The following is a 25464-nucleotide window of genomic DNA, read 5'->3' as shown; positions in this document are numbered from 1 at the left end:
GCTATATGGCGCGCATGAGCACCAACACTTCGACGCCCCTCGACCATATCCGCAACTTCTCCATCGTGGCCCATATCGACCACGGCAAGTCGACGCTCGCCGACCGGCTGATCCAGTCGACCGGCGGCCTCGCCGACCGCGAGATGTCGGAACAGGTCCTCGACAACATGGACATCGAGCGCGAGCGCGGCATCACCATCAAGGCCCAGACCGTGCGCCTGCACTACAAGGCGAAGGACGGCGAGACCTATGTGCTGAACCTCATCGACACGCCCGGCCATGTCGACTTCGCCTACGAGGTCTCGCGCTCGCTGTCGGCCTGCGAGGGTTCGCTGCTCGTCGTCGACGCCTCCCAGGGCGTGGAGGCCCAGACGCTCGCCAATGTCTACCAGGCGATCGACAACAACCACGAGCTCGTGACGGTGCTCAACAAGATCGACCTGCCGGCCGCCGAGCCCGACCGCATCAAGGAACAGATCGAGGAGGTGATCGGCATCGACGCCTCCGACGCCGTGCTGATCTCGGCCAAGACCGGCCTCGGCATTCCGGACGTGCTCGAAGCGATCGTGGAGCGCCTGCCCGCGCCGAAGAGCGAAGGCGGCGAGAAGGCCCCGCTGAAGGCCCTCCTCGTCGATTCGTGGTACGACACCTATCTCGGCGTCATGGTCCTCGTGCGCGTCATCGAAGGCCGCATCAGCAAGGGCCAGACCATCCGCATGATGGGCACGGACGCGAAATACACGATCGAGCGCGTCGGCGTGCTGACGCCGAAGATGGTGGCGATGGATTCCCTCGGCCCGGGCGAGATCGGCTTCATCACCGCCTCGATCAAGGAAGTGGCCGATACCCGCGTCGGCGACACGATCACCGAGGACAAGCGCCCGACAGCAAAGGCCCTGCCGGGCTTCAAGCCGGCCCAGCCTGTCGTCTTCTGCGGCCTCTTCCCGGTCGATGCCGCCGATTTCGAGGACCTGCGCTCGGCGATGGGCAAGCTGCGCCTCAACGACGCCTCGTTCTCCTTCGAAATGGAAAGCTCCGCCGCGCTCGGCTTCGGCTTCCGCTGCGGCTTCCTCGGCCTGCTGCACCTCGAGATCATCCAGGAGCGCCTGGAGCGCGAGTTCGACCTCGACCTGATCGCGACGGCCCCCTCGGTCGTCTACAAGCTCTTCATGACCGACGGTTCCGAGCGCGAGCTGCACAATCCGGCCGACATGCCCGACGTCGTCAAGATCTCGGAAATCCACGAGCCGTGGATCCGCGCGACGATCCTGACGCCGGACGACTATCTCGGCGGCATCCTGAAGCTCTGCCAGGACCGCCGCGGCATCCAGGTCGAGCTGACTTACGTGGGCACGCGCGCCATGCTGACCTACGACCTGCCGCTCAACGAGGTCGTCTTCGACTTCTACGACCGCCTGAAGTCGATCTCCAAGGGCTACGCCTCCTTCGACTACCAGATCACCGACCACAAGGAAGGCAACCTGGTGAAGATGTCGATCCTGGTGAACGGCGAGCCGGTCGATGCGCTCTCCATGATGGTGCACCGCATGGCCGCGGAAAAGCGCGGCCGCGAAATGTGCGAGAAGCTCAAGGAGCTGATCCCGAAGCACATGTTCAAGATCCCGATCCAGGCCGCCATCGGCGGCAACGTGATCGCCCGCGAGACCATCTCGGCGCTGCGCAAGGACGTGACCGCCAAGTGCTACGGGGGCGACGCCACCCGCAAGCGCAAGCTCTTGGAAAAGCAAAAGGCCGGCAAGAAGCGCATGCGCCAGTTCGGCAAGGTGGAGATCCCGCAGGAAGCCTTCATCGCCGCGCTCAAGATGGGCGACGAGTAAAGGCCGGCACCGCCGCCTGCGACAGAACCCGAAAGCCCCGGATGCCCCTGCATCCGGGGCTTTCTCGCGATTGGAGGCAAGGGTGTGCCGTGCGGATGGATCCTCGGGTCAAGCCCGAGGATGACGGAGGGGAGGAGAAGCCCGGGGCCCCATTGAACGGTACGGCATGCGGAACCGCTGCCTTCATCCGCCCCCCTTCCTTCTGTCGTCATCCTCGGGCTCGACCCGAGGATCCACCCGCACGGCACACCCTCACCTCCCCGAAAAAACACGCCCCGTTTTCCCCACCCGCCAGATCCGTGCCTACAATCCTCCCGTCCCGCCACGGATACGCTGCCAGGCGTGGCAGTGAGGCGGGGCCGGCGCTTGTGGCGGGGGAAGGACGTGAGCCCGCACCGCAAGGGCCTGCGGAAAATGGTCTCCCTCCGGCGACACGGGGGAAGCGGCGGGGCGTCGGACCGACCCTGCCGTTTCATGCCCCGGACGGCGCGCCGGGCGTGCCTGTGCGGCACACAAGGGGGCCGGGTCCGGCGGATGCGTCGGCATCGTCCGCCGGGGTGAAGCTTTTCCGGGAAGGGTGCGAGAGCGCCTTTCCGTCCGCAATCGCCATGGCGCGCGATCGCGGATGCCAAAACGGAGACGCCCATCCCGGAAACCGGCGACAGGCATCCACGGGTCCGGCCCTTGCAGAGGGACCGCAGTCGCGGGCAAAAACCGCCGAACGGGGCGCTGAAAGGTGCCGCAGATACAATTTTTCAGATGAGGCAGCTTCCAGCGCCCCGTCCGATGCTCTTTGACAACCCACGGGCGACATCCGCCGCGTGGACCGTGGCGCATGGACTTCAGGCATTCTCGTAGAGCTGCTGTCCCGTCCGCAGCGCGGCGTCCAGCCGGCCGCCCTCGGGGAAGATCGCCAGCGTTTCGGGTTTCTCCACGCCCGCCACCAGCCGGTGACAGGTCTCGGCGGGGCCGAGCACGGTGGTGACGGGGATGACGCCGGCCCAGATCGGCAGGGCGAAATCCGCCTCGTCGTCGCCGACGCCCTTGGCGCGCACCTTGGCCGCCGCCTCGTCGATCGGCATGGCGATGATCGTCGTCGCCTTGGCCTCCTGCGGCGTGAGGGGACGCAGCAGCGCGCTGCGTCCCGGATAGAAGCGGTCGACGACGTCGCGCATCGCCTCGATCTTCTCCGCCGGATCCTCGACGAGCCGCGCCGTACCGAAGCACATGGCGGAGCGGTAATTGGCCGAATGGTTGAAGCCGGAGCGGGCGAGCACCAGCCCGTCGAGATGGGCGACGGTGAGGCAGGCGGGCGTGCCGGCCTTCAGGTGCCGCAGCATGCGGCTGGCGGAGGAGCCGTGCCAGTAGAGCGTGTCGCCCCTGCGCCAGAAGAGGGTGGGCGTCGCATAGGGCTGGCCGTCGATGACATAGGCGACGTGACAGAGCATGGCGGCGTCGAGAATGGCATGGACGCTTTCGCGGTCGTAGCTGCCGCGCTCGTGCATGCGCTTGACGCGGTTGCGCGGGGTGACGGGATAGGCGGCGGTCTCGGTGCTCATCTGCGGGGCTTGCCTTTCAAGGGAGAGGCCGCCATGGTGCGCCATGGCATTGGATCGAAAAAGCACCAATTCCGAGCAAAAAATTCGGACCATTCTGCCGGACTGGTCCTCGCTCGTTCCCGTTCTTCCGGCGGCGGGCCGGCGCACGCCGGCGCTCTACCGCGAACTGCGGCGGCTGATCGAGGCGGGGGACATTCCGCCCGGCAGCAAGCTGCCGCCGACGCGGGACCTCGCGCAGCGGCTGAAGACCTCGCGCGGCAGCGTGGTCGCCGCCTTCGAGACGCTGATCGCCGAGGGCTTCGCGGTCGCCCGCACCGGGGCCGGCACCTTCGTTGCCGACCGGGTGCCGACGATGAGGCCGACGGAACCGGTCGAGCGGGAGAGACGCGCCCCGGCAATGCCGCTGCCCGGCACGCTCGGCGTCGCCATGGCCGACGCACGCACGCTGAAACAGTTCCGCACCCTGCTGTCACGCCATCTCGCCCGTCCGGGCCCCGAGCATTTCCACTATGGCGATCCGCGCGGCGGCGAAGCGCTGCGCCAGGCGGTCGCCGCCTATCTCCGGCAGGCGCGCGGCGTGCGCTGCGCGGCGCGCTCGATCGTCATCACGACGGGCACGCAGCAGGGCATCGACCTCGTCATCCGCAGCGCGCTGGCGCCGGGCGACCGGGTGATGATCGAGGACCCGTGCTATCCGAGCGCCCGGGCGGCCTTTTCCGGCAACGGCCTGGCGCTCTGCGGCCTTGCCGTCGACGGCGAGGGGGCGGATATCGCGCTGGCGGCACCGGGCGCCCGCGCGGTCTATGTCACGCCGTCGCACCAGTTCCCGCTCGGCGTCACCATGAGCATGCGCCGGCGGCTCGCCCTGATCGATTGGGCGCGGGAGACCGGCGGCTGGATCATCGAGGACGACTATGACAGCGAATTCCGCTTCGCCGGGCCGCCGCTCGCCGCCATGCAGGGCATGGATGACAGCGGGCGCGTGATCTATCTCGGCACCTTCTCCAAGGTGCTCTTCCCGGGCCTCAGGCTCGGTTATGCCGTCATTCCCGATCCGCTGCTCGATACGGTGGTGGCGCTGCGCGGCCGCAGCGACCGCAGCCCGCCGACGCTGGCCGAGGCCGCCCTCACCGACCTCATCCGCGAGGGCCACTTCGCCGCGCATCTGCGCCGCGCCCGGCGGCAGGCGCAGGCGGCACGCGACGCGCTGGTCGCGGGGCTCTCGACGGCGGGCACGCTTTCGGTCGGCGTGCCGGACCAGGGCCTGCACCTCGTCGCCGGCCTGCCGGCCGCGCTTGCCGATACGGACGCGGTGGAGATTGCCGCGCGCGCCGGGCTCGGCGTGCGGGCGCTCTCGGCCATGGCCGTCACCAATCCGCCGCGGCAGGGCCTGGTCATCGGCTTTTCCGGCTTCGCGCCCGAAATCCTCAAGGCCGCAGCGTCGCGATTCGCGGCGGCGCTGTCCAGGTCCTAAGGCCGTATCCGCTTCAGGCGACCCGGCGGGTTGCGGCGGCGGCGATCGTCGCCACCCAGGCCCGCGCGATGGCAAGGCCCGTGGCGTCGGCGCGCGGGCCGTTCTCGTCGGCCAGCGCGGCACGCCGTGCAAGCCAGCCGGGCTGGAGCGTCTCGATGAGCTGCGGGAAGGTCTCCGCCCAGCCGTCCACCACCGCGCGGCTCGCCTCGAAATGGAACTGGGTGCCGTAGGTGGCGCGGCCGATGCGGAAAGCCTGGTTCTCGGCGGCACCGTTGGTGGCGAGGCGCACGGCCTTGTCCGGCAGCGTGAACGTGTCGCTGTGCCACTGGAAGATCGGGAATGCGCCGGCCGCCGCCGACAGGACCGGATCGCCGGCGCCGTCCGTCGTCAGCGCCACCGTGCACCAGCCGAATTCCGGCGCCGCGCCGATCAGGTTCTCCGCGCCATAGGCCCGGGCGAGAAGCTGGCTGCCGAGACAGACGCCGAGCACCGATTTGTCCGCGTCGCCGAAGCGGCGCATCAGCGCGGCGAGCGCCGGCAGGTAGCCGTGGCGTTCGTCGTCGCGGGCGTTCTGCGGGCCGCCCATGACGACGACGGCGTCGTGGGCCGCGTCGTCCGCCGGGATGATGTCGCCGGCATGGGGGCGGCAGAGGTCGATCTCGGCGCCCGCCTCGTCCAGCGCGACGCCGATCTGCCCCAGCAAGGTCACCCTGTCGTTTTCCACCACCAGCACGCGCATGCGATACTCCCATTCTTCGATATGGCGCGAGACAAACACGGCCCTCCCCTTCATTCAAGGGCCAAACAAAAAGAACCCGGCTCTTTCGAGCCGGGCAAGTCGGGGGAGGATCGACAGAAGGAAGGGATCAGTGGCAGACGCGGATCTTCTTGACGATGACGTTGCCGTAGTAGTCGTAGGCCTTCACCTTCTTGATGAAGCAGGAGGGCTGGTAGCCGTAGCTGTAGTAACCGGCCTGCGAGGGGGCCGCGAAGGAAACGGCGGCAACGAGGGCGACGGTGGCGGAAACGATGATCTTGCGCATGGGGTCTCTCCTGATCGGTTGGGGATGAGCCTCTCTCATCCGGTGATCAGAAGGTCTCATATCTCCCCGCCCCGCGCTGTTCCGCGGGAAACAGGGTCAGGGATAGATGACGCCCTTGCGCAGGATGACATTGGCATAGAGCCGCGGCTCGCTGGTCTGCACCAGCGTGTGGGCGGCGCGCACGCGGCCATAGAAGTCGGCACCGACGAGCGGCACGACCGCGCGATCCGGCGCATGGCGGGCGCAGCAGTCGATGATCTCGCGGTGCACGGGCTCCAGCGTGTCGCGCTCCTGGCGGAAGGTGGAGCGGAAGATCGCCTCCTCGACGAAATCGTCGATCGGCAGCACCGAAAGCACGGCATTGAGCGCGGGGACGAGCGGCACGCCGTCGAGGCGGATGAGGCGGCGGGCGTGCTCGACGCCCGGATAGTTGCCGTCGACGATGGCGATCTCGTCGCCGTGGCCCATGGCGCGCAGCGTCGCGAGCAGCTCCGGGCCCAGGATGGGGTCAAGACCTTTCAGCATTCAGGCAAGCTCCTTGAAGAGGACGTTCTGGTCCGGAAGATAGCGGGAAAAGAGCGGCAGGCTGGCCCCGCCGATCGAGCGCGCGGCGCTGCCGACCGCGCCCTCGACGATCTCGGGCAGGGTGACGCCCTGGAGGTCGAGGCGGGCGACGGCGGCCTGCGTCGCCGCGACCACGCGCTCGCGCACCCAGGCGGGAAAGCCGCCGTCGATGATGACGGCGGAGAAGTCGATGACGGAGGCGGAGGCGACGACGGCCTGGGCGAGCGCGGCCGCCGTGTCCTCGATCCAGATTGCGAGCGGCGCACCGAAATCGATCCATCCATCCGCCGAATACCAGAGTGGTTTGGGATCGATGCCATGCTCGCGCAGCAGGTTTTCCAGGCGGTAGATCGAGGCGATCTTCAGGAGCTGCACCGTCTCGCCGTCACGACCCTGCACCGGCAGCGGGCCGATGGCGCCGGCCGTGCCGGTGCGGCCCGTGAAGAGCGCCGAATTCAGCACCACGCCGCCGCCGATGAAGGAGCCGATGAAGAGATAGAGGAAATCGGGATATTGCGGCCCGAGGCCGAAGACGAGTTCGGCGGCGCAGGCGCTCGTCGCGTCGTTCTGCAGCACGACGGGATAGGGCACGCGGCTTGCGATCTCCGCCCCGAGGTCGACGCCGCGCCACTGGTCCATGTCGGCCTGCGGCGCGCCCACTTCGCTCGCCCAGCTCCAGAGCTCGAACGGCGCGGCGACGCCGAAGCCGGCGATGCGGGCGCGCTCCTCCGGCGTGATCGCGGCCTCCAGCTCGGCGAGCCCGTCCACGACGAAGGCGAGCAGCGGGCCGGGCATCGGATAGGGATAAGTCCGGCGCACCTGCCGGCGGATGCCGCCGACGAAATCCATCATGACGATATCGGCGCTGCGGCGGCCGATCTTCAGGCCGAAGGAATAGACTGCATCGGGATTGAGCCGCATGGGCACGGAGGGCTGGCCGACCTTGCCGCGCATCGGCTCGCCGCGCATCAAAAGCCCCTCCGCCTCCAGCGCGCGCATGATGACGGTGACGGTCTGGGCGGAAAGGCCGCTGCGCCGGGCGATCTCGGCCTTCGACAGGCTGCCGTGCCGGCGCACCAGCGACATGACCAAGCGTTCGTTATAGGCCCGGACGCGCACCTGGTTCGCGCCCCCGCTCGGATCGAGGATTTCGGCCGGCACGGCGTGTGCCGTCGCGTCCTTTCTGATCATCGTCTCCTCCCGTGCCGGACCGGGCGCCCGCGCCCTTTCCGGTCCTCTTATCGGCTGGCGTTCCGCTCTTCCACCGGAAACGCGCAGCCGGGCTTTTCGCCCGATCTTTCCTGCAGCATGCCACATCGAATTAATAATTCAATTCGATTTATTTATTGACAGGCATTTCTTTTGGTGTTCTCTTTATGGCCGGAAGCAAGGATCGGCCGGCGGAGGAGCCGCCCGCCACCCTGCGACCGGATGGCCCCAGGAGAGGGGCGCATCCCGTTTTGTCCTTGGGAGGATCTTATGAAGAAAACCGTGATTTCCGCCGCTCTCGGCGCGCTTGCGCTCGGCGTCGCCTTTGCCGCGCCGGCCTCCGCCGCCGATGTCGGCGCCTGCCTGATCACCAAGACCGACACCAACCCGTTCTTCGTCAAGATGAAGGAAGGCGCCGAGGCGAAGGCCAAGGAACTCGGCGTGACGCTGAAGTCCTATGCCGGCAAGATCGACGGCGATTCGGAAAGCCAGGTCGCGGCGATCGAGACCTGCATCGCCGACGGCGCGAAGGGCATCCTGATCGCCGCATCGGACACGAAGGGCATCGTCCCCTCCGTGCAGAAGGCGCGTGACGCGGGCCTGCTCGTCATCGCGCTCGACACGCCGCTGGAGCCGCTCGACAGCGCCGACATGACCTTTGCCACCGACAACCTGCTCGCCGGCGAACTGATCGGCAAGTGGGCCGCCGCCACGCTCGGCGACGCCGCCAAGGACGCCAAGATCGCCTTCCTCAACCTGACGCCCTCGCAGCCGTCGGTCGACGTGCTGCGCAACCAGGGCTTCATGAAGGGCTTCGGCATCGACGTGAAGGACATTTCCAAGATCGGCGACGAGGACGATGCCCGCATCGTCGGCCACGACGTGACCAACGGCAACGAGGAGGGCGGCCGCACCGCCATGGAGAACCTTCTCCAGAAGGATCCGTCCATCAATGTCGTGCACACGATCAACGAACCGGCCGCTGCCGGCGCCTATGAAGCGCTGAAGGCCGTCGGCAAGGAAGGCGACGTGCTGATCGTTTCCGTCGACGGCGGTTGCCCGGGCGTGCAGAACGTCGCGGACGGCGTCATCGGCGCCACCTCGCAGCAGTACCCGCTGATGATGGCGGCCCTCGGCATCGAGGCCATCAAGACCTTCGCCGACACCGGCGAGAAGCCGAAGGCCACCGAAGGCAAGGACTTCTTCGACACGGGCGTGACGCTCGTCACCGACAAGCCGGCAGCCGGCGTCGAGTCCATCGACACCAAGGCCGGCAAGGACAAGTGCTGGGGCTGATGCCCCCGCCGGCCCGGCTTGACCGGGCCGGCTTTCCGCTACGGACGCGGCCCGGGTCGCGGGTAAGACCGACCCTGCTTTGACATTCGCAACAAGACATGGGCACCCTTCTCCATGGGGCACGGCGACAGCCGGGGCCGCATAGGGGAGGAGACCGCCCGGCGATGGCGGAAGGTGCGCAAGGCGCCCGACCGGTGCGTCCGTCTACCATTTCATCCGGTCAGCCGCGACGGTCGGCGCCGGAAGGGGAGGAACAGGATCATGAGTGAGACATCGACGGTCCCGCAGGGCGCGCAGCCCTCGCAGGGTTCGCAACCCTCGCAGGAATTCGAGAAGGTGCTGACCGGCAGCGCGACGCAGGTCGCCTCCTTCGATACGCACGACAAGACGCCCATTCAGAAATTCCAGCATTTCCTGCACGGCAGCCCCTCCGCGGTGCCGCTGATCGTGCTGGTGCTCTCGGTGGCGGTATTCGGCATCATCCTCGGCGGAAAATTCTTCTCCGCCTTCACGATGACGCTCATCCTCCAGCAGGTGGCCATCGTCGGCATCGTCGGCGCGGCGCAGACGCTGGTCATCCTCACCGCCGGCATCGACCTGTCGGTCGGCGCCATCATGGTGCTTTCCTCCGTCGTGATGGGCCAGTTCACCTTCCGCTACGGCCTGCCGCCGTCGCTCGCCGTGCTCTGCGGCCTCGCCTGCGGCGCGCTCTGCGGCTATATCAACGGCCTGCTCGTCGCCCGCATGAAGCTGCCGCCCTTCATCGTCACGCTCGGCATGTGGCAGATCATCCTCGCCTCCAACTTCCTCTATTCGGCCAACGAGACGATCCGCTCGCAGGACATCTCCGCGCAGGCCCCGCTGCTGCAGTTCTTCGGCAACAACATCCGCTTCGGCGGCGCGGTCTTCACCTACGGCGTCATCGCCATGGTGCTGCTGGTGGCATTGCTCTGGTACGTGCTGAACCACACCGCCTGGGGCCGCCATGTCTATGCTGTTGGCGACGACCCGGACGCGGCGGAGCTGGCCGGCGTCAACGTCAAGCGCATGCTGATCTCGGTCTATACGCTCTCCGGCCTCATCTGCGCGCTCGCCGGCTGGGCGCTCATTGGCCGCATCGGCTCGGTCTCGCCGACGGCGGGGCAGTTCGCCAACATCGAATCGATCACCGCCGTGGTGATCGGCGGCCTCTCGCTGTTCGGCGGGCGCGGCTCGATCCTCGGCATGATCTTCGGGGCACTGATCGTCGGCGTCTTCTCGCTCGGCCTTCGCCTCATCGGCACGGACCCGCAATGGACCTATCTCCTGATCGGCGTCCTCATCATCTCGGCTGTCGCAATCGACCAGTGGATCAGAAAGGTAGCAGGCTGATGGCTCTCGAACCCATTCTCACCGCCCGCGGTCTCGTCAAGCGCTACGGCCGCGTCACCGCCCTCGACCATGCGGACTTCGACCTCTATCCCGGCGAGATCCTCGCCGTGATCGGCGACAACGGCGCGGGCAAGTCCTCGATGATCAAGGCGATCTCCGGCGCCATCACGCCGGACGAGGGCGAAATCAAGCTGGAGGGCCAGCTGGTGCACTTCCGCTCGCCGATCGAGGCGCGCAGCGCCGGCATCGAGACGGTCTACCAGAACCTCGCGCTCTCCCCGGCCCTCTCGATCGCCGACAACATGTTCCTCGGCCGCGAGATCCGCAAACCCGGCGTCATGGGCCAGTGGTTCCGCAAGCTCGACCGCACGGCGATGGAGAAATTCGCCCGCGACAAGCTTTCCGAGCTCGGGCTGATGACGATCCAGAACATCAACCAGGCGGTGGAGACGCTTTCGGGCGGCCAGCGCCAGGGGGTCGCGGTGGCGCGGGCCGCCGCCTTCGGCTCGAAAGTGATCATCCTCGACGAGCCGACGGCGGCGCTCGGCGTCAAGGAGAGCCGGCGCGTCCTGGAACTCATCCTCGACGTGCGCCGGCGCGGCATCCCGATCGTGCTGATCTCGCACAACATGCCGCATGTCTTCGAGGTGGCGGACCGCATCCACATCCACCGGCTCGGCCGGCGGCTCACCGTCATCAACCCGAAGGACTACACCATGTCCGACGCCGTCGCCTTCATGACCGGCGCCAAGCTGCCCGCGGAGGCGATCGCGGCATGATCGCCCCTGCGACGATCGTCGATGCCCTGCTGCGGCGCGCGGGGGACGCGCGCCGCTTCCTCGTCGGCCTTGCCGGCCCGCCGGCCGCCGGCAAGTCGACGCTGGCCGAAGCGCTGCGGGACGGCCTCGTCGCCCGCGGCGAGACGGCCGAGATCCTACCGATGGACGGCTTCCACATGGACGACGGCATTCTCGCCGCACGTGGCCTCCTGCCGCGCAAGGGGGCGCCGGAATCCTTAGACGGCCGCGGTTTCATCGATATCGTCACGGCGCTGAAACGCGCCGAGGGCGAAGTCCTCGTGCCGGTCTTCGACCGGTCGCGCGAGCTGGCGATTAACGCCGCCCGCGCGATCCCCGGGGAAACCCGTTTCATCCTCGCCGAAGGCAATTACCTGCTCTTCAAGGATGCGCCGTGGGACAGGCTGGACGGCCTCTTCGACTTCACCATCTTCGTCGGCCCACCCTACAAGGTCCTGGAAGAGCGGCTTCGCCAGCGCTGGATGCGCTACGCGCTGCCGGAGGACCAGATCCACTGGAAGCTCTACGGCAACGACCTGCCGAACGGAAGGCGCATCCTGGAGAACTCCCGCCCCGCCGACCTCTCCATCGACATGTTCTGAAACGATTGTCGTTCCGCCCCGCGGATGCTATCGCAGCCGCCAGAGCAATTTTCGCAAGGATGCCTGAACGTCTTGCGTGCGGGATTGCCGCATTGCCGCAAAGCCAAGGGCGGGAGCGACACCGATGACCACAGAACTCACCATCCGCCGGCCGGACGACTGGCACCTGCACCTGCGCGACGGCGCCATGCTCGAAGGCGTGATCGGCGATACCAGCCGGCATTTCGCCCGCGCGATCATCATGCCGAACCTCGTGCCGCCGGTCGTGACCACCGCGGACGCTGCCGCCTACCGCGACCGCATCCTCGCCGCCCTGCCGGAGGGCGACCGGTTCGAGCCGCTGATGACACTCTACCTCACCGAGCATACCGACCCCGACGATGTCGAAGCCGGCTACGAAAGCGGCCTGATCCGCGCCGTCAAACTCTATCCGGCCGGCGCGACGACCAATTCCCACGGCGGCGTGCGCGACATGGACAAGGCGATGCCCGTGCTGGAACGCATGGCGAAGATCGGCCTGACGCTCTGCGTGCATGGCGAGGTGACGACGTCCGACGTCGATATCTTCGACCGCGAGGCCGTGTTCATCGAGACGGTGCTCGATCCGCTGCGCGCGCGCCTGCCGGAGCTGCGCGTCACCATGGAGCATGTGACGACGAAGAACGGCGTCGACTACATCAAGTCCGCCAAGGCGAACCTTGCCGGCTCGATCACCACGCATCACCTGATCATCAACCGCAACGCCATCCTGGTCGGCGGCATCAAGCCGCACTACTATTGCCTGCCCGTCGCCAAGCGCGAGGAGCACCGGCTGGCGCTGCGCGCCGCCGCAACCTCGGGCGACGGGCGTTTCTTCCTCGGCACCGATTCGGCGCCGCATGTCGATCCGCTGAAGGAATGCGCCTGCGGCTGTGCCGGCATCTACACCTCGATCAACACGATGAGCTGCCTTGCCCATGTCTTCGAGGAGGAGCGCGCGCTGGACAAGCTCGAGGCCTTCGCCTCGCTGAACGGCCCCGCCTGGTATGGCCTGCCGGCCAACGCGGAGACGATCCGTCTCGTCAGGCGCGCGCAACCCGTCGCCTTCCCGGCAAAGATCGAGACGGGCGCAGGGCCGGTGACAGTGTTCGACCCGATGTTCCCGCTGCACTGGGACGTCGCCTGAGCCATTCCAGCGGAACCGCACGCCGGTTTGCGTGCCGGGAACTGCGTTGGCGAAAGGGTCAGATGAAGGGGCGGGGCTGCTTCTTCAGCCCCTCCCAGCCGGCCAGCGCCAGAAGTCCGTCGCCGTCGAGGATCTCGCACCCCTTGTCCTGCCAGCGCATCAGCTTGCGGTCGGCCAGCTTGCGCAACGTCTTGTTCGTGTGCACGAGCGAGAGGCCGAGCGTATCGGCGACATGCTGCTGGGTGATCGGGATGACCCGCCGCCCGCCATCGACGCCCGCCGAACGGGCACGCTGGTGGATGAAGGAGAGCAGGTAGGCCGTGCGCTCCAGCGCCGAGCGCCGGCCGACGCTGAGCAGGTGCTCATCGAGGATGCGCTCCTCGTGCGCGGCGATCCAGGTGAGGTCGTAGGCGAGCGAGGCATGGCGCTCGAACAGCCGCTCCAGCTTCGAACGCTCGAAGACGCAGAGCGTGACGGGCGTCAGCGCCTCGATGGAATGGTCCATTTCACCCAGCAGGCTGCCCTGCAGGCCGATGAGATCGCCCGGCAGCACGTAGTTCATGATCTGCCGGCGCCCGTCCGGCAGCAGCTTGTAGCGGAAGGCCCAGCCGGAAAGCACCGTGAAGAGATGGGCGCTGTGCATGCCCTCGACGAGGATCGTCGCGCCCCGTTCGCTGGAAAGCTCGCCGCTCTTGAACTGCGAGACGAAGTCGAGCTCCTTGGCCGAAAAATCCCGGAAGGTCGAAAGGTTGCGCAGGGGACATTGCTGACAGGGCGTGCGCCATCTGGATTGCTGGTTGACCGCCGTACTGCCCGCCATTGCGCCCCCGCCTGTTCCGATCCCGCGCAGCCCCATGAGCTGGCCCGGAAAACGCGCAGCATGCGCGGTTGTTCCATCGCATGGGCGCTATGTCTTTTTTAAATGACACCCCCGGCAGGCAAGCCCAAAGTCCGCCTCCCGAACCGCCGCTTCTCCGGCGGTTGCACATGGACGAGGAGTGCGGCGCCATGAACCATTCACTTCCGCACATATTGATCGCCGAACGCGAATTCCTGATCGCGCTCGACGCGGAATACCTGATCAAGGCGGCGCTGGATTGCCGCACCACCCTGCTGCGGCCCGAACAGCTCGACCAGTGGGGCGCGGCCGCGCTGGCCGATATCGACCTCTGCCTGCTCGACGTGCCGCTCGATGCCACGCAGATCACGGCGCGCATCGAACGGCTGGTGGCAGAAGGCGTGCCGCTTCTCTTCACGACCGTCGGCGACATCCATCGCGACGGCGTCAAGGGCTTCGAGGCCATTCCCGTCGTCATGAAGCCCCATGACGCCGAGACGCTTGCCGCAGGGGTCAAGCGGCGGCTGCGGCAGAGGCCGCCACCGCCGGAAGAGGCCGATCAGAACTGACGGCCGAGCCTGGCGTCGACCGAATGGCTGTTGGCGCCCCGGATCACGAAATAGAACATGATCAGCGTCCACAGGATTGACTTCTCCGCGCCCATCAGGCCCTCGGCCTGCACGATGCCGTGGAAGTAGACGGTGACGGCGAGCACGATCATCGCCGCGAAGGCGGCCGGGCGCGTGAAGAGGCCGATGGCGATCAGGATGCCGCCGAAGAATTCCGTCGCGGCGAGCAGCGGCGACCAGAAGACGCCCGGATAGAAGCCGAGGCTCTCGACCATGCCGCTGGCGCCGAAGGGATTGAGGATCTTGCCATAGCCGTGCGTGACGAGCAGCAGGCCGGCGGCAACGCGCAGGATCGTTTCCGCGCTCTCGCCGAGCGCTGCGTAAATGCTGCCGAGCGAGGGGATGATGAGGCGCGGGCGATTGGTGGCAAGCTCTGACATGGGATCTCCTGTGGGATGTTGCAGTGCACCACGTCTCCTCCAGGAATCGGGCTGCGACAAGATGTCCGCCAACAAAACATGATGAATTGAGTTGACAATTCTGTGAGAGGCGCGCGAGCCGGCGCGTGCCAAGACGCCCCCGCTGCTATATGCTTTCGTCATCGATCAGGAGGTGACCATGTCCGGGGAAAAGCCGCGCGTTTCCATTCTCTACTGCACCCAGTGCAACTGGCTGCTGCGCGCCGGCTGGATGGCGCAGGAGCTGCTTTCGACCTTCTCCGACGGGCTCGGCGAAGTGGCGCTCATTCCCGGCACCGGCGGCAGTTTCGAGATCCGCGTCGGCGAGGCGCTCGTCTGGGAGCGCAAGCGCGACGGCGGCTTTCCGGGACCGAAGGAACTGAAGCAGCGTGTGCGCGACGTCATCGAACCGGGCCGGGACCTCGGCCACACGGACCGCGTCACCGACGCCGGTCAGGGCTGAAACCAAAACGGCGGGCCGAAGCCCGCCGTTTCCGCCGTGCTTATCGATAGGGCGAATAGCACAGGCGATACACCCCGCCGCCGGCATGGTAGCGGTTGGTGTAGGGGTCGTAGGTGCGGTAGCGGTTGGCGCACCAGTTCACATGCGCCCGGCGTCCGCCGTAATAGCGCGGCCGCTCGTAGCGCGGGCGATAGTAGCGACGCTCATAGCCGTAGTTCGGGCGATAGTGGCGACGATAGTAACGGCGGTCGCAGCCGTAACCATAGCAGAACTGCACCTGCGCCTGGGTGACGTCACTTTTCGTCTGTACCTTCATGTCCGGCACGGCGAGCGGAACGGCCTGGGCCGCACCCATGGGCGCGATCGCGGAGGCAATCCCCATCGCGCAACCGAAAACGAGATTTCGAATCTTCGACATGTGATCCTCACTGTTCTGGCGGGATTTTTCCCTGTCACGTCCCTGCTTTGCATTACGTTCACGCATTTTGTTTTATTCATGTCGCGCCCTTTACCGGGCCGGACCGCGAGCGACAGGAGGTGCTGCATGAGCCTGAAATTCGGAACCAGCGGCCTGCGCGGCCTTTCGGTGGATCTAGAAGGGCCGGCCACCGCGCTCTATGCCACCGCCTTTGCCCGTCATCTCCTCACCGCCGGCATCGCCCGGCCGGGCGACGAGGTTCTGATCGGCCGTGATTTCCGCGACTCCAGCCCGGCCATCGCGGCCATCGCGATCGCGGCCCTCGGCAGGGCGGGCCTTTGCCCGCGCGATTGCGGCACGCTGCCGACACCGGCGCTGGCGCTGCTCGGCCTTGCCCGCAAGGCCGCCTGCCTGATGGTGACGGGCTCGCACATTCCCGCCGACCGCAACGGCATCAAGTTCTACCGGCCGGACGGCGAGATCGACAAGGCGGACGAGGCCGCCATCACCGCCGCCGCCGCGGCACTTCGCAGCGAAGGCGCGGACCTTCCCGCCACGCCGGAGGCCGCCGACGACCTCCATGACGCCGCCATGGCGCTCTACACCGCCCGCAACCACACGCTATTGCCCGAGCGGGCGTTGGCCGGCCTCCGCGTCGGCGTCTACCAGCACTCGACCGTGGCGCGCGACCTTCTCGTTTCCGTGCTCGCCCACTACGGCGCGGACGTCGTCGCGCTCGGCCGCTCGGAACGCTTCATCCCCGTCGACACGGAGGCCGTCTCCGCCGAGACGATCGCCCTTCTAGAGGGCTGGGCCGTGCAGCATGGGCTGGCCGCCATCGTCTCCGCCGACGGCGACGGCGACCGGCCGCTCGTTACCGACGAGACCGGAACGCCCCTGCGCGGCGACCTCGTCGGCCTCATCGCCAGCCGCTTCCTCGGCGCCACCGTGATCGCAACGCCGGTCACCTCGAATTCCGGCATCGAGGCCGCCGTTTCCGGCAGGGTGCTGCGCACCCGGGTCGGCTCGCCCTTCGTGATCGCCGCGATGAACGAGGCGGTCGCCGCCGGCGAGACGGCCGTCGCCGGCTTCGAGGCCAATGGCGGCACGCTGACGGCGACGCCCTTTGCCGTGAACGGCCTCACGCTCGCCGCGCTCCCCACCCGCGACAGCCTGATGCCGGTGCTCGCCGTCCTGGCGCTCGCGGCGGCAGAAGACCGGCCGCTTTCCGCCATCGCCGCCGGCTTCGCCCTGCCGGCGGCGGCCAGCGACCGCCTGGAGAACATGCCGGTGGAGACCAGCGCCGCCCTGATGGCGGAGCTGCGCTCGGGCGCCGGGCCCCTTGCCGCCTTCCTCGCGCCGATCGGCGTGCCGGCCAAGGTGAGCGACCTGGACGGCCTGCGCGTCACGCTGGAGGACGGCAGCGTCATCCATTTCCGCCCCTCCGGCAATGCGCCGGAAATGCGCTGCTATGTCGAGGCGAAGAGCGAGACCGCCGCCGCGGACCTGCTTGCGGCCGGGCTGGAGCGTGTTCGCGCCTGGGCCACGAGCCGCTGAGCCTTTTCCGGCGGCCCGGTTTCCCCGCAAAACCGCCACGCCCTTTTGCGGAAAAGGCATTTTTTGCCAAGCTGTTGCGAAAACTTCAAAAAGCCTGTTGACACCGGCGAGCGCTCCTTCTACATGCCTCTCCGTCGCCCAGATGGCGGAATTGGTAGACGCGCAGGTTTCAGGTACCTGTGCCGCGAGGCGTGGAGGTTCGAGTCCTCTTCTGGGCACCATTTCCTAGTTTTTCAACGTCCAAGGACGTCTGAGAAACCCCGAAATTCTCAAGGGATTTCGGGAGCATACGTCCAAGGACGTTTGCTAGTGTCTTTTGGCATCCACAAAATTTGCTGGTATGATTGCTGGTATCGGAATCACGGTACCAACGACGCACCAGCACATGGCGACGGACAGACCCAGTGATGCGGCGCTCCGATCCATCAAGCCGCGCGACAAACAATTCAAGCTGTCGGACGGTGGCGGCCTGTTTCTGCTCGTAACCCCGAACGGCAGTCGGTTGTGGCGACTTGCTTATCGTTTTGGAAGTCCCCAGAAGCAGCTCGCTCTCGGTTCATATCCGGCAACGCTGCTTGTCGACGCGCGGGAAGCACGCCGCAGGGCGAAAGGGCTGCTTGAGGCCGGTATCGATCCGGGCGAGGAAAAGAAAGAGCGCAAGGTCGCCGTAAAGGCTGCCAAAGAGGCTGCGGAGAACACCTTTGCCGCTGTCGCAGAAAAATATCTTACCAAGGCGGAGAGAGAAGGTCGAGCGGCCATCACGATGAGCACGGCTCGATGGCTGCTGATCGACCTGGCAAAGGGTTTCGCGGACAAGCCGGTGCACGAGATCGCACCGAAGGACGTTCTCGCCGTGCTTCGCCCTGTCGAAGCCAAGGGGAACCACGAAACGGCTCGGCGCTTGCGATCGACGATTGGCCGCGTCCTGCGGTTCGCTGTCGCCAACGGCTGGGCGGAACGATGCGACGGCTGATCTCAGGGGCGCGCTGACAGCCCCAATGTCCGGCATCGTGCTGCAATCGTGAAGCCGGAACCGCTCGGTACGCTGATGCGTGCCGTCTATTCGTGGGAAAGCGGCCAACCGACCACCATCGCGGCGCTGAAGTTTATGGCGCTTCTCGCCCTTCGGCTTGGCGAAGTCGATTTCCTCACCAAGATACAACCATTCAGTGCATTGCCTGCCTGATCTGCGCCATGCATTCTTCAAGCGCGGGGGGAATGCATGGAATTTTATGCACATTCTGGTCGTGATCCGGGCAAATCCGACTGGCAGCCCTTGAAGGAGCATCTGTTTGCCGTTGCACGGCTGGCGGGAGAGAAGGCTCGTCCGTTCGGACTTGAGCGAGCAGCGTTTATCGCAGGGCTTTTTCACGATCTCGGCAAATACAACCCGGCTTTTCAACGGCGCCTGGACGGCGCGATGGAGCCTGTCGATCATTCCACGGCCGGCGCGCAGGTTTTGCGCGATCTTGCCAGGGGGAGCGATGCAGCCATGGCGCAGGTCATCGGCTACGGCATCCTCGGGCACTATGCGGGCCTGCCCGACAGGCTGGACGCACCCGGCACCTTCGATCATCGCATGAAGCAGCCGCAGGCAATCGATCCGGTCTGGATGGAAGAGCTGCATGTCGAGATTTCCGGCCTCGTGCCCGACATGATTCAACGCTTTCCCACCGACCGGGCTGGCCATGCCTTCTCCTGGGCCTTCATGGGACGCATGCTGTTCTCGACGCTGGTGGATGCGGATTTTTCGGACACCGAGCGCTACTATGTGACGCTCGGCGAGAAGAAGGCGGACCGCGACTGGCCGGCGCTGGCCGCGCTGATCGATGATTTCATCGCGCGTTTCGATGTGTACACGACCGCGCTCTCGGGACGGGAGGGGGCGTTGAATTCCTTGCGCCGTGAGGTGCTGGCCCATGTGCGTAGAGGGGCCGAACGGGAGCCGGGCCTGTTCACTCTCACCGTGCCGACCGGCGGGGGCAAGACGCTGTCCTCCCTCGGCTTCGCGCTGGATCATGCCCGTCGGTACGGGCACCGCCGGATCATCTATGTCGTTCCCTTCACCAGCATCATCGACCAGACGGCGGCAATCTTTCGCTCCGTGCTCGGAGAGGGCAATGTCCTCGAACACCATTCCTCCATCGAGGAGGAATCGTTCGACGCGAAGCAGCGCAAGCGCAAGGATAAATTGAAGCTGGCGATGGAGGATTGGGCAGCTCCGGTCATCGTGACGACGACCGTGCAGCTTTTCGAAAGCCTGTTCACGGCCCGCCCGTCACGGGCGCGCAAGCTGCACAATATCGCCGGTTCCATCCTGGTTCTGGACGAGGCGCAGACCCTGCCGAAGGCCTTGCTGATGCCGATCATGCGGGCGCTGGAGGAACTGGCGCGCAACTACGGCTGCACGATCGTCCTGTGCACGGCGACACAGCCGGCGCTCGGCAAGCGTCCGGAATTGCCAGGCGGCTTGCCGCTGGAAGGCCGGGAACTGGCGCCGGACCCGCCGGGTCTGGCAACGAGACTTGCACGCACGCATATCGTCCATGCCGGTGATATGGACGACGGCGCACTGCTGGATGCCCTTGCCGGTCATGAACAGGCGCTGGTCATCGTCAACAGCCGGCGCCATGCGCTGGAACTCTACCGGAAGGCGTCCGAGGCCGGGCTGGAGGGAATCGTCCACCTGACGACACGGCAATATGCGGCGCATCGCCGTCGGATTCTGGCGGATGTGCGGGACCGCCTGAAAGACGGTCGATCTTGTCGCCTGATCGCCACCAGCCTGATCGAGGCCGGAGTCGATGTCGATTTTCCCGTTGCCTGGCGGGCCGAGGCAGGCCTGGACCAGATCATACAGGCTGCCGGCAGGGTCAATCGGGAAGGCAGGCGCGACCGTGAAAGCAGCATCGTTACGGTCTTCAATCCACACGCCCACCGGCCTCCTGCCGAAATCCGCGGCCTGATCGGCGATATGAAGCGGATCATCGACAAGCACGCCGATCTCACCTCGCTCGCCGCCGTTGAGGATTATTTCGGCGAGGTCTACTGGCGTATGGGCGAGGGCATGGACGGCAAGAATATCCTCGACCGATTTGCGCTGAGCGGCCGTACGGGCTGCCATTTCGATTATCGCACGGTCGGCCGGGATTTCCGCATGATTGAAAGCGGTCTGGCGCCGGTGATCGTGGCACTGGACGAGGGAGCAAAAGAAGCCGTTGATCAACTGGGAGTGGAGGCGATTTCGTCTGGATCGTTGGCGCGGAAGCTGCAATCCTCGGTAGTGTCGATGCCTCCGAAAGCGAGGGACCTGCTGATCAGGAACGGCCATGTCGCGTTCGCTGCGCCGCAATGGAGGGGAGACCAGTTTGCTGTTCTGCAGACAGCCAGCCTGTACGTTCAGGAGGTAGGTCTGCTTTGGGAGGATGCGGGCTATCTCGGCGTGGAAGACATGATTTTCTAGCTGAATCCGCTCTGCAGCGGTGTTCTCATGCGTTTTCGAATGTTTTTGGGAGGGCATCAATGACCTACGGAATTCGCCTGAAAGTCTGGGGTGATTATGCTTGTTTCACGCGCCCGGAGATGAAGGTCGAGCGTGTCTCCTACGATGTGATGACGCCTTCCGCGGCGCGCGGCCTGCTGGAGGCGATCCATTGGAAGCCGGCGATCCGCTGGGTGATCGATGCGATCCATGTGCTGGAGCCCATCCGCTTCCAGTCGATCCGGCGCAACGAAGTCGGCCACAAGGCGCCGGCGGGCAAGATCAGGTCGGCGATGAAACGCGGCGATCTGGAGGGGTTGAACCTGCTGGTGGACGAGGATCGCCAGCAGCGTGCCGCCACCGTGCTGGTGAAGCCGGCCTATGTGATCGAGGCGCATTTCGAGCTGACGAAGAAGGCCGGTCCCGATGACAACGAGGGCAAGCATCTCGATATTTTCAACCGTCGTGCGGCGCGGGGTCAGTGTTTCCATCAGCCTTGCCTCGGCACGCGGGAATTCGCGGCGCATTTCGAGCTTCTCCCGCCCGATGCGCCGCTGCCGCAGGCCATCGGCGAGAGCCGCGATCTCGGCTTCATGCTGTTCGACATCGATCACGCGACGGACGGGCGGCCGTCGCTGTTCTTTCGCGCCGCACTGGAGAATGGCGTGGTGAAGGTTCCGTCGCCGAGTTCCCCGGAGGTTCGGCGATGACGATCCTTTCCGCGCTTGCAAGGGCCTATGATCGCCTGCCGAACGCGCCGCCGTTCGGGTATTCTTCGGAAAAGATTGGCGTCGTTATCGGCTTGAACGATGACGGGTCGGTCGTCAGCGTCACCGACTGGCGCGAGGGCGAGGGCAGGAAGGCGCGGCCTCGGCCGATGCCGGTGCCACAGCCCGTGAAGCGCACGGCAGGCATCGCGCCGAACTTTCTCTGGGACAAGACCTCTTATGTCCTGGGGGTGACTGCTGGCGAGGGGCGACGCACCGCAGACGAGCACCGGGCTTTCGTGGAACGACATCTGGGGGACTTGGGGGAAAATGACGATCCCGGTCTACGCGCTTTCCTGTCGTTCTTGACGACGTGGTCGCCGGAACAGTTCACGGCTTCGCCCTGGCAGGACGACATGAAGGACCAGAACGTGGTTTTTGCGCTGGAAAGCGACCGGCGCGCGAACATCTTCCTGCATGATCGTCCCGCGGCCAAGGCCGTGTGGGAGCGCCTGTCGAGCCGGGGAAGCGGCAGGGAGGAAATCTGCCTCGTTCGCGGAGAGCCCGGGGCGGTTGCGCGCCTTCATCCATCGATCAAGGGTGTCTGGGGCGCGCAATCTTCCGGCGCGGCGCTTGTCTCCTTCAATCTCGACGCCTTCACCTCCTACGGCCACGAACAAGGTGACAATGCCCCCGTCTCCGAGGCCGCGGCCTTCGCCTATACGACGGCGCTCAACCGGTTTCTGGAAAGGGACAGCGGACACCGCATCCAGATCGGCGATGCCTCCACGGTATTCTGGGCGGATGCGTCCGAGGCGGGTGCGGCGGAGGAGGTGGAGATGCTGTTTCCCGTCTTCTTCGATACCGTCGATCAAGAGCAGGAAGCAGAAGAGAAGATCGGGGCGAAACATATCCGCGAGCGGCTGGAGCAGATCCGCAAGGGGGTGCCGCTGGAGGAAGTGGAGCCGAACCTCGGCAAGGTGCAATTCTACGTGCTCGGACTTGCGCCCAATGCCGCCCGGCTCTCCATCCGTTTCTTCCATTCCGGCAATTTCGGCGAGTTGACCCGGCATTACCAGCAGTTCGTCTCCGGCATGCGGATCGAGCCGCCGCCGCGCGAGCCTTTCCCGCCGCTCTGGCGCTATCTTTGCGAAACCGCCGTCCTCGGCAAGAGTGAGAATGTCACGCCGAACCTGGCCGGGGAGTGGATGCGTTCGATCCTGTCGGGCACGCATTATCCGCTGACGCTCCTGTCGTCGGTCCTGACCCGCATCCGCGCCGATGGCGAGATCAATGCCCTGCGCGCCGGCATTCTCAAGGCTTTGCTCATCCGTAATTTCAAAAGCAAGGAGGCATCCGTGGCGCTCGATCCGGCAAATACGAACAAGGGCTATCTGCTGGGGCGGCTGTTTGCCGTTTATGAGCACATCCAGGCTGCGGCGCTCGGTCCGAAGGTCAACGCCACGATCAAGGACAAGTTCTATGGTTCGGCGTCCGCGCAGCCGCGCAAGGTGTTCCACCTGCTCGAAAGCGGCTCGGCCAATCATCTGTCCAAGGTCGGCAAGCAGAAGCCCGGTTACAAGGTCATGCTGGAGAAGCAGGTCGGCGCCATCATGGAACTGATGAGTCCCGGCGTGGACCCTTTCCCGGCTTCGCTTTCTGCCGAGGACCAGGCGCTTTTCGGCCTCGGCTACTATCATCAACGCAACGAGTTTTTCAGAAAGCCGGCTGAAGCCGCTGTTTCGAGGGAGACTGACGCATGACCGCGATTGCCAACCGCTACGATTTCGCGCTGATCTTCGAGGTCGTCAACGGCAATCCCAACGGCGATCCGGATGCCGGCAACCTGCCGCGACTCGACCCGGAGACGAACAGGGGGCTGGTGACGGATGTCAGCCTCAAGCGCAAGATTCGCAACTACGTCGATCTCGCCCGCCATGGCGAAGACGGTTTCCACATCTATGTCGAGGAAGGCGCAATCCTCAACCACAAGCACCGGCAGGCCTATCGGGCAATCCGCGAGGATGACCCGAAGGTCGAGAAGGACGCCAAGCTGAACCCGAAGGACGATGCGGAGGCGAAGGCCATTACCGCCTTCATGTGCCGCAACTTCTTCGATGTGCGCACCTTCGGCGCCGTCATGTCCACCGGCGTCAATGCCGGCCAGGTGAAGGGGCCGGTGCAAATGACCTTCGCGCGCTCCGTCGAGCCGATCCTGCCGCTCGAGATCTCGATCACCCGCATGGCAGCCACCAACGAGGCTGAAAAGAAGCAGAAGGCCGAGGGCGACGATTCCAGCGAGCGCACCGACAACCGCACCATGGGACGCAAGCATATCGTTCCCTACGGTCTTTATGTCGCGCACGGCTTCATTTCCGCCAAGTTCGCGGAGCGCTCGGGCTTTTCGGAAAGCGACCTTTCCCTGCTGTTCGAGGCGCTCGCGGCCATGTTCGAGCACGACCGTTCCGCCGCGCGTGGCGAAATGGCGACGCGCAGGCTGGTGGCGTTCAAGCATGACAACGCGCTCGGCAACGCGCCGGCGCATGCCCTGTTCGAGCGCATCCGTATCGGCCGCAATGTAGAGGGCGAATTTCGTGTCATCGACCAGCGGCTGGACAATCTGCCGCCGGCGAGAGCCTTTTCGGATTATATCGTGACGATCGATCGTGACGGCCTGCCCGAAGGTGTCGAGATTCTGGAATTGCTTTGAACCATGGCCATCGATGACGGTGACGAAGGGCAGGATGCAGGAGAGCCCATTCCGTTCTCTGCCCTTCAGCATGCCATCCATTTGTCTGCGCCAGGCGGCCGCTGATCCATGTCGAGAGGTTTAGGCCCGAAAATCGCTTCACGGCGGAAGGCAACGTGCTGCATGCCGTGGCCGATAGGGGCGGATCGCGACGGGTGGGAGGGCTTCGGTGCGTCATGTCGTTGCCCGTCGCATCGCGTCGCCTCATCAGGCGCAAGCCGAACTGCATGAGATCATCGTGGGGATAGTCGCCAGGAGCCACCGTTAGCCGGCTATCGGCGGGCTCAGCCGCGCAAAGCCCTCTTGCCGGCGATAGGGGAAATGGGGATAGGGCGCAGTGACGGCGCTGGCTTCATCCAGCTTTGCCACCTGCTCCGGCGTCAGGCTCCAGCCGACCGCGCCGAGGTTCTGGCGAAGCTGTTCCTCGTTGCGCGCGCCGACGATGACGGAGGAAACGGTCGGGCGTTGCAGCAGCCAGTTCAGCGCGACCTGCGGGACTGACTTGCCCGTTTCCTCGGCAATGGCATCGAGCGCATCGACGACGCGATAGAGGTTTTCGTCGTCCACCGGCGGGCCGAAACTTGCGGTCTCATGCAGGCGGCTGCCTTCGGGCAGCGGCGTGCCGCGCCGGATTTTTCCCGTGAGCCGACCCCAGCCGAGCGGACTCCAGACCATCGCGCCGAGGCCCTGATCCGCACCCAGCGGCATCAGATCCCATTCGTAGTCGCGCCCGACCAGAGAGTAATAGACCTGATTGGCGACATAACGCGGCCAGCCATAACGATCGGCGACGGCCAGCGATTTCATGATCTGCCAGCCGGAGAAGTTGGAGACGCCGACATAGCGGACCTTGCCGGCGCGCACGAGCGTATCGAGCGTCGAAAGCACTTCCTCGACCGGCGTGCCGGCGTCGAAGGCGTGCAGTTGCAAGAGGTCGATATAGTCGGTCTGGAGGCGGCGCAGCGCATCCTCGACCGCCCGGATCAGCCGGAAGCGGGAGGAGCCTGCGTCGTTCGGCCCGTCGCCCATCGGTAGGCCGGTCTTGGTCGAGATCAGCACCGCATCGCGCCGACCCTTGATCGCCTCGCCAAGCACTTCCTCGGAAGCACCGTTGGAATAGACGTCGGCCGTGTCGAACAGGTTGACGCCGGCCTCCAGGCAGATGTCGACAAGGCGGCGGGCTTCCGCAGCGTCCGAATTGCCCCAATTGCCGAAGAGCGGGCCGGAGCCGCCGAAGGTTCCGGCGCCGAAGCTGAGGACCGGCACCTTGAGGCCGGATTTTCCGAGGGGTCGATAGTCCATGGGA

At 65.8% G+C, this 25464-nt stretch carries 25 protein-coding genes and 1 tRNA gene; 17 read left to right on the top strand and 9 right to left on the bottom strand.

Annotation, left to right across the window (positions count from 1 at the left end):
- The first annotated feature begins 5 nt into the window (after positions 1–5).
- A complete protein-coding gene (lepA, locus tag AABF56_RS20160) occupies positions 6–1838 on the top strand; it encodes a translation elongation factor 4 (RefSeq protein ID WP_244770314.1) in 1833 nt (610 codons plus the stop codon).
- Positions 1839–2680: 842 nt separating this feature from the next.
- Here the strand turns inward: lepA and AABF56_RS20155 are convergent.
- The gene (locus tag AABF56_RS20155) at positions 2681–3397 is read right to left on the bottom strand and encodes a pyridoxamine 5'-phosphate oxidase family protein (protein WP_244770315.1); all 717 of its coding nucleotides are present in this window, start codon (positions 3395–3397) and stop codon (positions 2681–2683) included.
- A 43-nt stretch (positions 3398–3440) separates the two neighbouring features.
- Here AABF56_RS20155 and pdxR point away from each other — a divergent pair, with 43 nt between their 5' ends.
- Positions 3441–4871, top strand: coding sequence for a MocR-like pyridoxine biosynthesis transcription factor PdxR (gene pdxR / locus AABF56_RS20150; protein WP_272807297.1), 1431 nt, complete (start codon positions 3441–3443; stop codon positions 4869–4871).
- Positions 4872–4884: 13 nt separating this feature from the next.
- Here the strand turns inward: pdxR and AABF56_RS20145 are convergent, their stop codons facing one another.
- The 4 genes from AABF56_RS20145 to AABF56_RS20130 form a co-directional block, all read right to left on the bottom strand.
- Positions 4885–5610, bottom strand: a complete 726-nt coding sequence (locus AABF56_RS20145; protein WP_272807543.1) for a type 1 glutamine amidotransferase — start codon at positions 5608–5610, stop codon at positions 4885–4887.
- A gap of 127 nt (positions 5611–5737) precedes the next feature.
- Entirely contained in the window at positions 5738–5914 is a 177-nt protein-coding gene (locus AABF56_RS20140) for a hypothetical protein (RefSeq protein WP_272807296.1), read from the bottom strand.
- A 96-nt stretch (positions 5915–6010) separates the two neighbouring features.
- Entirely contained in the window at positions 6011–6439 is a 429-nt protein-coding gene (locus AABF56_RS20135) for an RbsD/FucU family protein (protein WP_244770318.1), read from the bottom strand.
- Positions 6440–7669, bottom strand: coding sequence for an ROK family transcriptional regulator (locus AABF56_RS20130; protein WP_272807295.1), 1230 nt, complete (start codon positions 7667–7669; stop codon positions 6440–6442). It lies immediately after the preceding gene.
- Positions 7670–7957: 288 nt separating this feature from the next.
- Between AABF56_RS20130 and AABF56_RS20125 the strand changes: the two genes are divergently transcribed.
- From AABF56_RS20125 to pyrC, 5 genes are all read left to right on the top strand, one after another.
- Complete coding sequence (locus tag AABF56_RS20125) at positions 7958–8983, top strand: sugar ABC transporter substrate-binding protein (protein ID WP_244770320.1); 1026 nt, start codon at positions 7958–7960, stop codon at positions 8981–8983.
- A 261-nt stretch (positions 8984–9244) separates the two neighbouring features.
- A complete protein-coding gene (locus AABF56_RS20120; RefSeq protein WP_244770321.1) occupies positions 9245–10354 on the top strand; it encodes an ABC transporter permease in 1110 nt (369 codons plus the stop codon).
- Positions 10354–11133: an ATP-binding cassette domain-containing protein gene (locus AABF56_RS20115; protein WP_272807294.1), complete on the top strand. Its 780-nt coding sequence runs from the start codon at positions 10354–10356 to the stop codon at positions 11131–11133. Before AABF56_RS20120 ends, AABF56_RS20115 begins: the two co-directional genes overlap by 1 nt.
- A complete protein-coding gene (locus AABF56_RS20110) occupies positions 11130–11753 on the top strand; it encodes a nucleoside triphosphate hydrolase (protein WP_272807293.1) in 624 nt (207 codons plus the stop codon). The genes AABF56_RS20115 and AABF56_RS20110 overlap by 4 nt, the downstream gene beginning before the upstream one ends.
- A 124-nt stretch (positions 11754–11877) precedes the next feature.
- Positions 11878–12918, top strand: a complete 1041-nt coding sequence (gene pyrC / locus AABF56_RS20105; RefSeq protein WP_272807292.1) for a dihydroorotase — start codon at positions 11878–11880, stop codon at positions 12916–12918.
- 58 nt (positions 12919–12976) lie between these two features.
- Here pyrC and AABF56_RS20100 read toward each other — a convergent pair whose 3' ends face one another.
- Positions 12977–13738 carry a Crp/Fnr family transcriptional regulator gene (locus tag AABF56_RS20100; protein WP_244770325.1) on the bottom strand — a complete coding sequence of 254 codons (762 nt, stop codon included), beginning with the start codon at positions 13736–13738 and terminating at the stop codon, positions 12977–12979.
- A 188-nt stretch (positions 13739–13926) separates the two neighbouring features.
- Here AABF56_RS20100 and AABF56_RS20095 point away from each other — a divergent pair, with 188 nt between their 5' ends.
- Positions 13927–14325, top strand: a complete 399-nt coding sequence (locus AABF56_RS20095; RefSeq protein WP_272807291.1) for a hypothetical protein — start codon at positions 13927–13929, stop codon at positions 14323–14325.
- Here AABF56_RS20095 and AABF56_RS20090 read toward each other — a convergent pair.
- Positions 14316–14765, bottom strand: coding sequence for a DoxX family protein (locus tag AABF56_RS20090; RefSeq protein ID WP_272807290.1), 450 nt, complete (start codon positions 14763–14765; stop codon positions 14316–14318). The two genes, AABF56_RS20095 and AABF56_RS20090, sit on opposite strands and share 10 nt — an antisense overlap.
- Positions 14766–14943: 178 nt before the next feature.
- Here AABF56_RS20090 and AABF56_RS20085 point away from each other — a divergent pair, with 178 nt between their 5' ends.
- Positions 14944–15246: a SelT/SelW/SelH family protein gene (locus AABF56_RS20085; RefSeq protein WP_244770328.1), complete on the top strand. Its 303-nt coding sequence runs from the start codon at positions 14944–14946 to the stop codon at positions 15244–15246.
- A gap of 40 nt (positions 15247–15286) precedes the next feature.
- On the opposite strand, the gene AABF56_RS20080 is transcribed toward AABF56_RS20085, so the two are convergent.
- A complete protein-coding gene (locus tag AABF56_RS20080; RefSeq protein WP_244770329.1) occupies positions 15287–15664 on the bottom strand; it encodes a BA14K family protein in 378 nt (125 codons plus the stop codon).
- 126 nt (positions 15665–15790) lie between these two features.
- Here AABF56_RS20080 and AABF56_RS20075 point away from each other — a divergent pair, with 126 nt between their 5' ends.
- The 8 genes from AABF56_RS20075 to cas7c all read left to right on the top strand — a co-directional run bounded on the left by AABF56_RS20075 (position 15791) and on the right by cas7c (position 24119).
- Positions 15791–17221 (top strand): phosphomannomutase, encoded by a 1431-nt coding sequence (locus AABF56_RS20075; RefSeq protein ID WP_272807289.1) that lies wholly within the window; start codon positions 15791–15793, stop codon positions 17219–17221.
- A 136-nt stretch (positions 17222–17357) separates the two neighbouring features.
- Positions 17358–17442: transfer RNA gene (locus AABF56_RS20070), tRNA-Leu, on the top strand.
- Positions 17443–17606: 164 nt separating this feature from the next.
- Positions 17607–18194 carry a tyrosine-type recombinase/integrase gene (locus tag AABF56_RS20065; RefSeq protein WP_272807288.1) on the top strand — a complete coding sequence of 196 codons (588 nt, stop codon included), beginning with the start codon at positions 17607–17609 and terminating at the stop codon, positions 18192–18194.
- 48 nt (positions 18195–18242) lie between these two features.
- Positions 18243–18407, top strand: coding sequence for a hypothetical protein (locus AABF56_RS20060; protein WP_272807287.1), 165 nt, complete (start codon positions 18243–18245; stop codon positions 18405–18407).
- 36 nt (positions 18408–18443) lie between these two features.
- The gene (cas3, locus tag AABF56_RS20055; RefSeq protein WP_272807286.1) at positions 18444–20684 is read left to right on the top strand and encodes a CRISPR-associated helicase Cas3'; all 2241 of its coding nucleotides are present in this window, start codon (positions 18444–18446) and stop codon (positions 20682–20684) included.
- 59 nt (positions 20685–20743) lie between these two features.
- Positions 20744–21412, top strand: coding sequence for a type I-C CRISPR-associated protein Cas5c (gene cas5c, locus AABF56_RS20050; RefSeq protein ID WP_272807285.1), 669 nt, complete (start codon positions 20744–20746; stop codon positions 21410–21412).
- Positions 21409–23172 carry a type I-C CRISPR-associated protein Cas8c/Csd1 gene (gene cas8c / locus AABF56_RS20045; RefSeq protein ID WP_272807542.1) on the top strand — a complete coding sequence of 588 codons (1764 nt, stop codon included), beginning with the start codon at positions 21409–21411 and terminating at the stop codon, positions 23170–23172. The genes cas5c and cas8c overlap by 4 nt, the downstream gene beginning before the upstream one ends.
- Positions 23169–24119, top strand: coding sequence for a type I-C CRISPR-associated protein Cas7/Csd2 (cas7c, locus tag AABF56_RS20040; protein ID WP_272807284.1), 951 nt, complete (start codon positions 23169–23171; stop codon positions 24117–24119). Before cas8c ends, cas7c begins: the two co-directional genes overlap by 4 nt.
- A gap of 303 nt (positions 24120–24422) precedes the next feature.
- On the opposite strand, the gene AABF56_RS20035 is transcribed toward cas7c, so the two are convergent.
- Entirely contained in the window at positions 24423–25460 is a 1038-nt protein-coding gene (locus AABF56_RS20035) for an aldo/keto reductase (protein ID WP_272807283.1), read from the bottom strand.
- Positions 25461–25464: the final 4 nt, after the last annotated feature.

Source organism: Shinella sp. WSC3-e, from assembly GCF_945994535.1.
In the GTDB taxonomy this organism is placed as follows: domain Bacteria; phylum Pseudomonadota; class Alphaproteobacteria; order Rhizobiales; family Rhizobiaceae; genus Shinella; species Shinella yambaruensis.
Note: the sequence above shows the minus strand (reverse complement) of the source record. Positions and strands in the feature narration are given on the sequence as shown.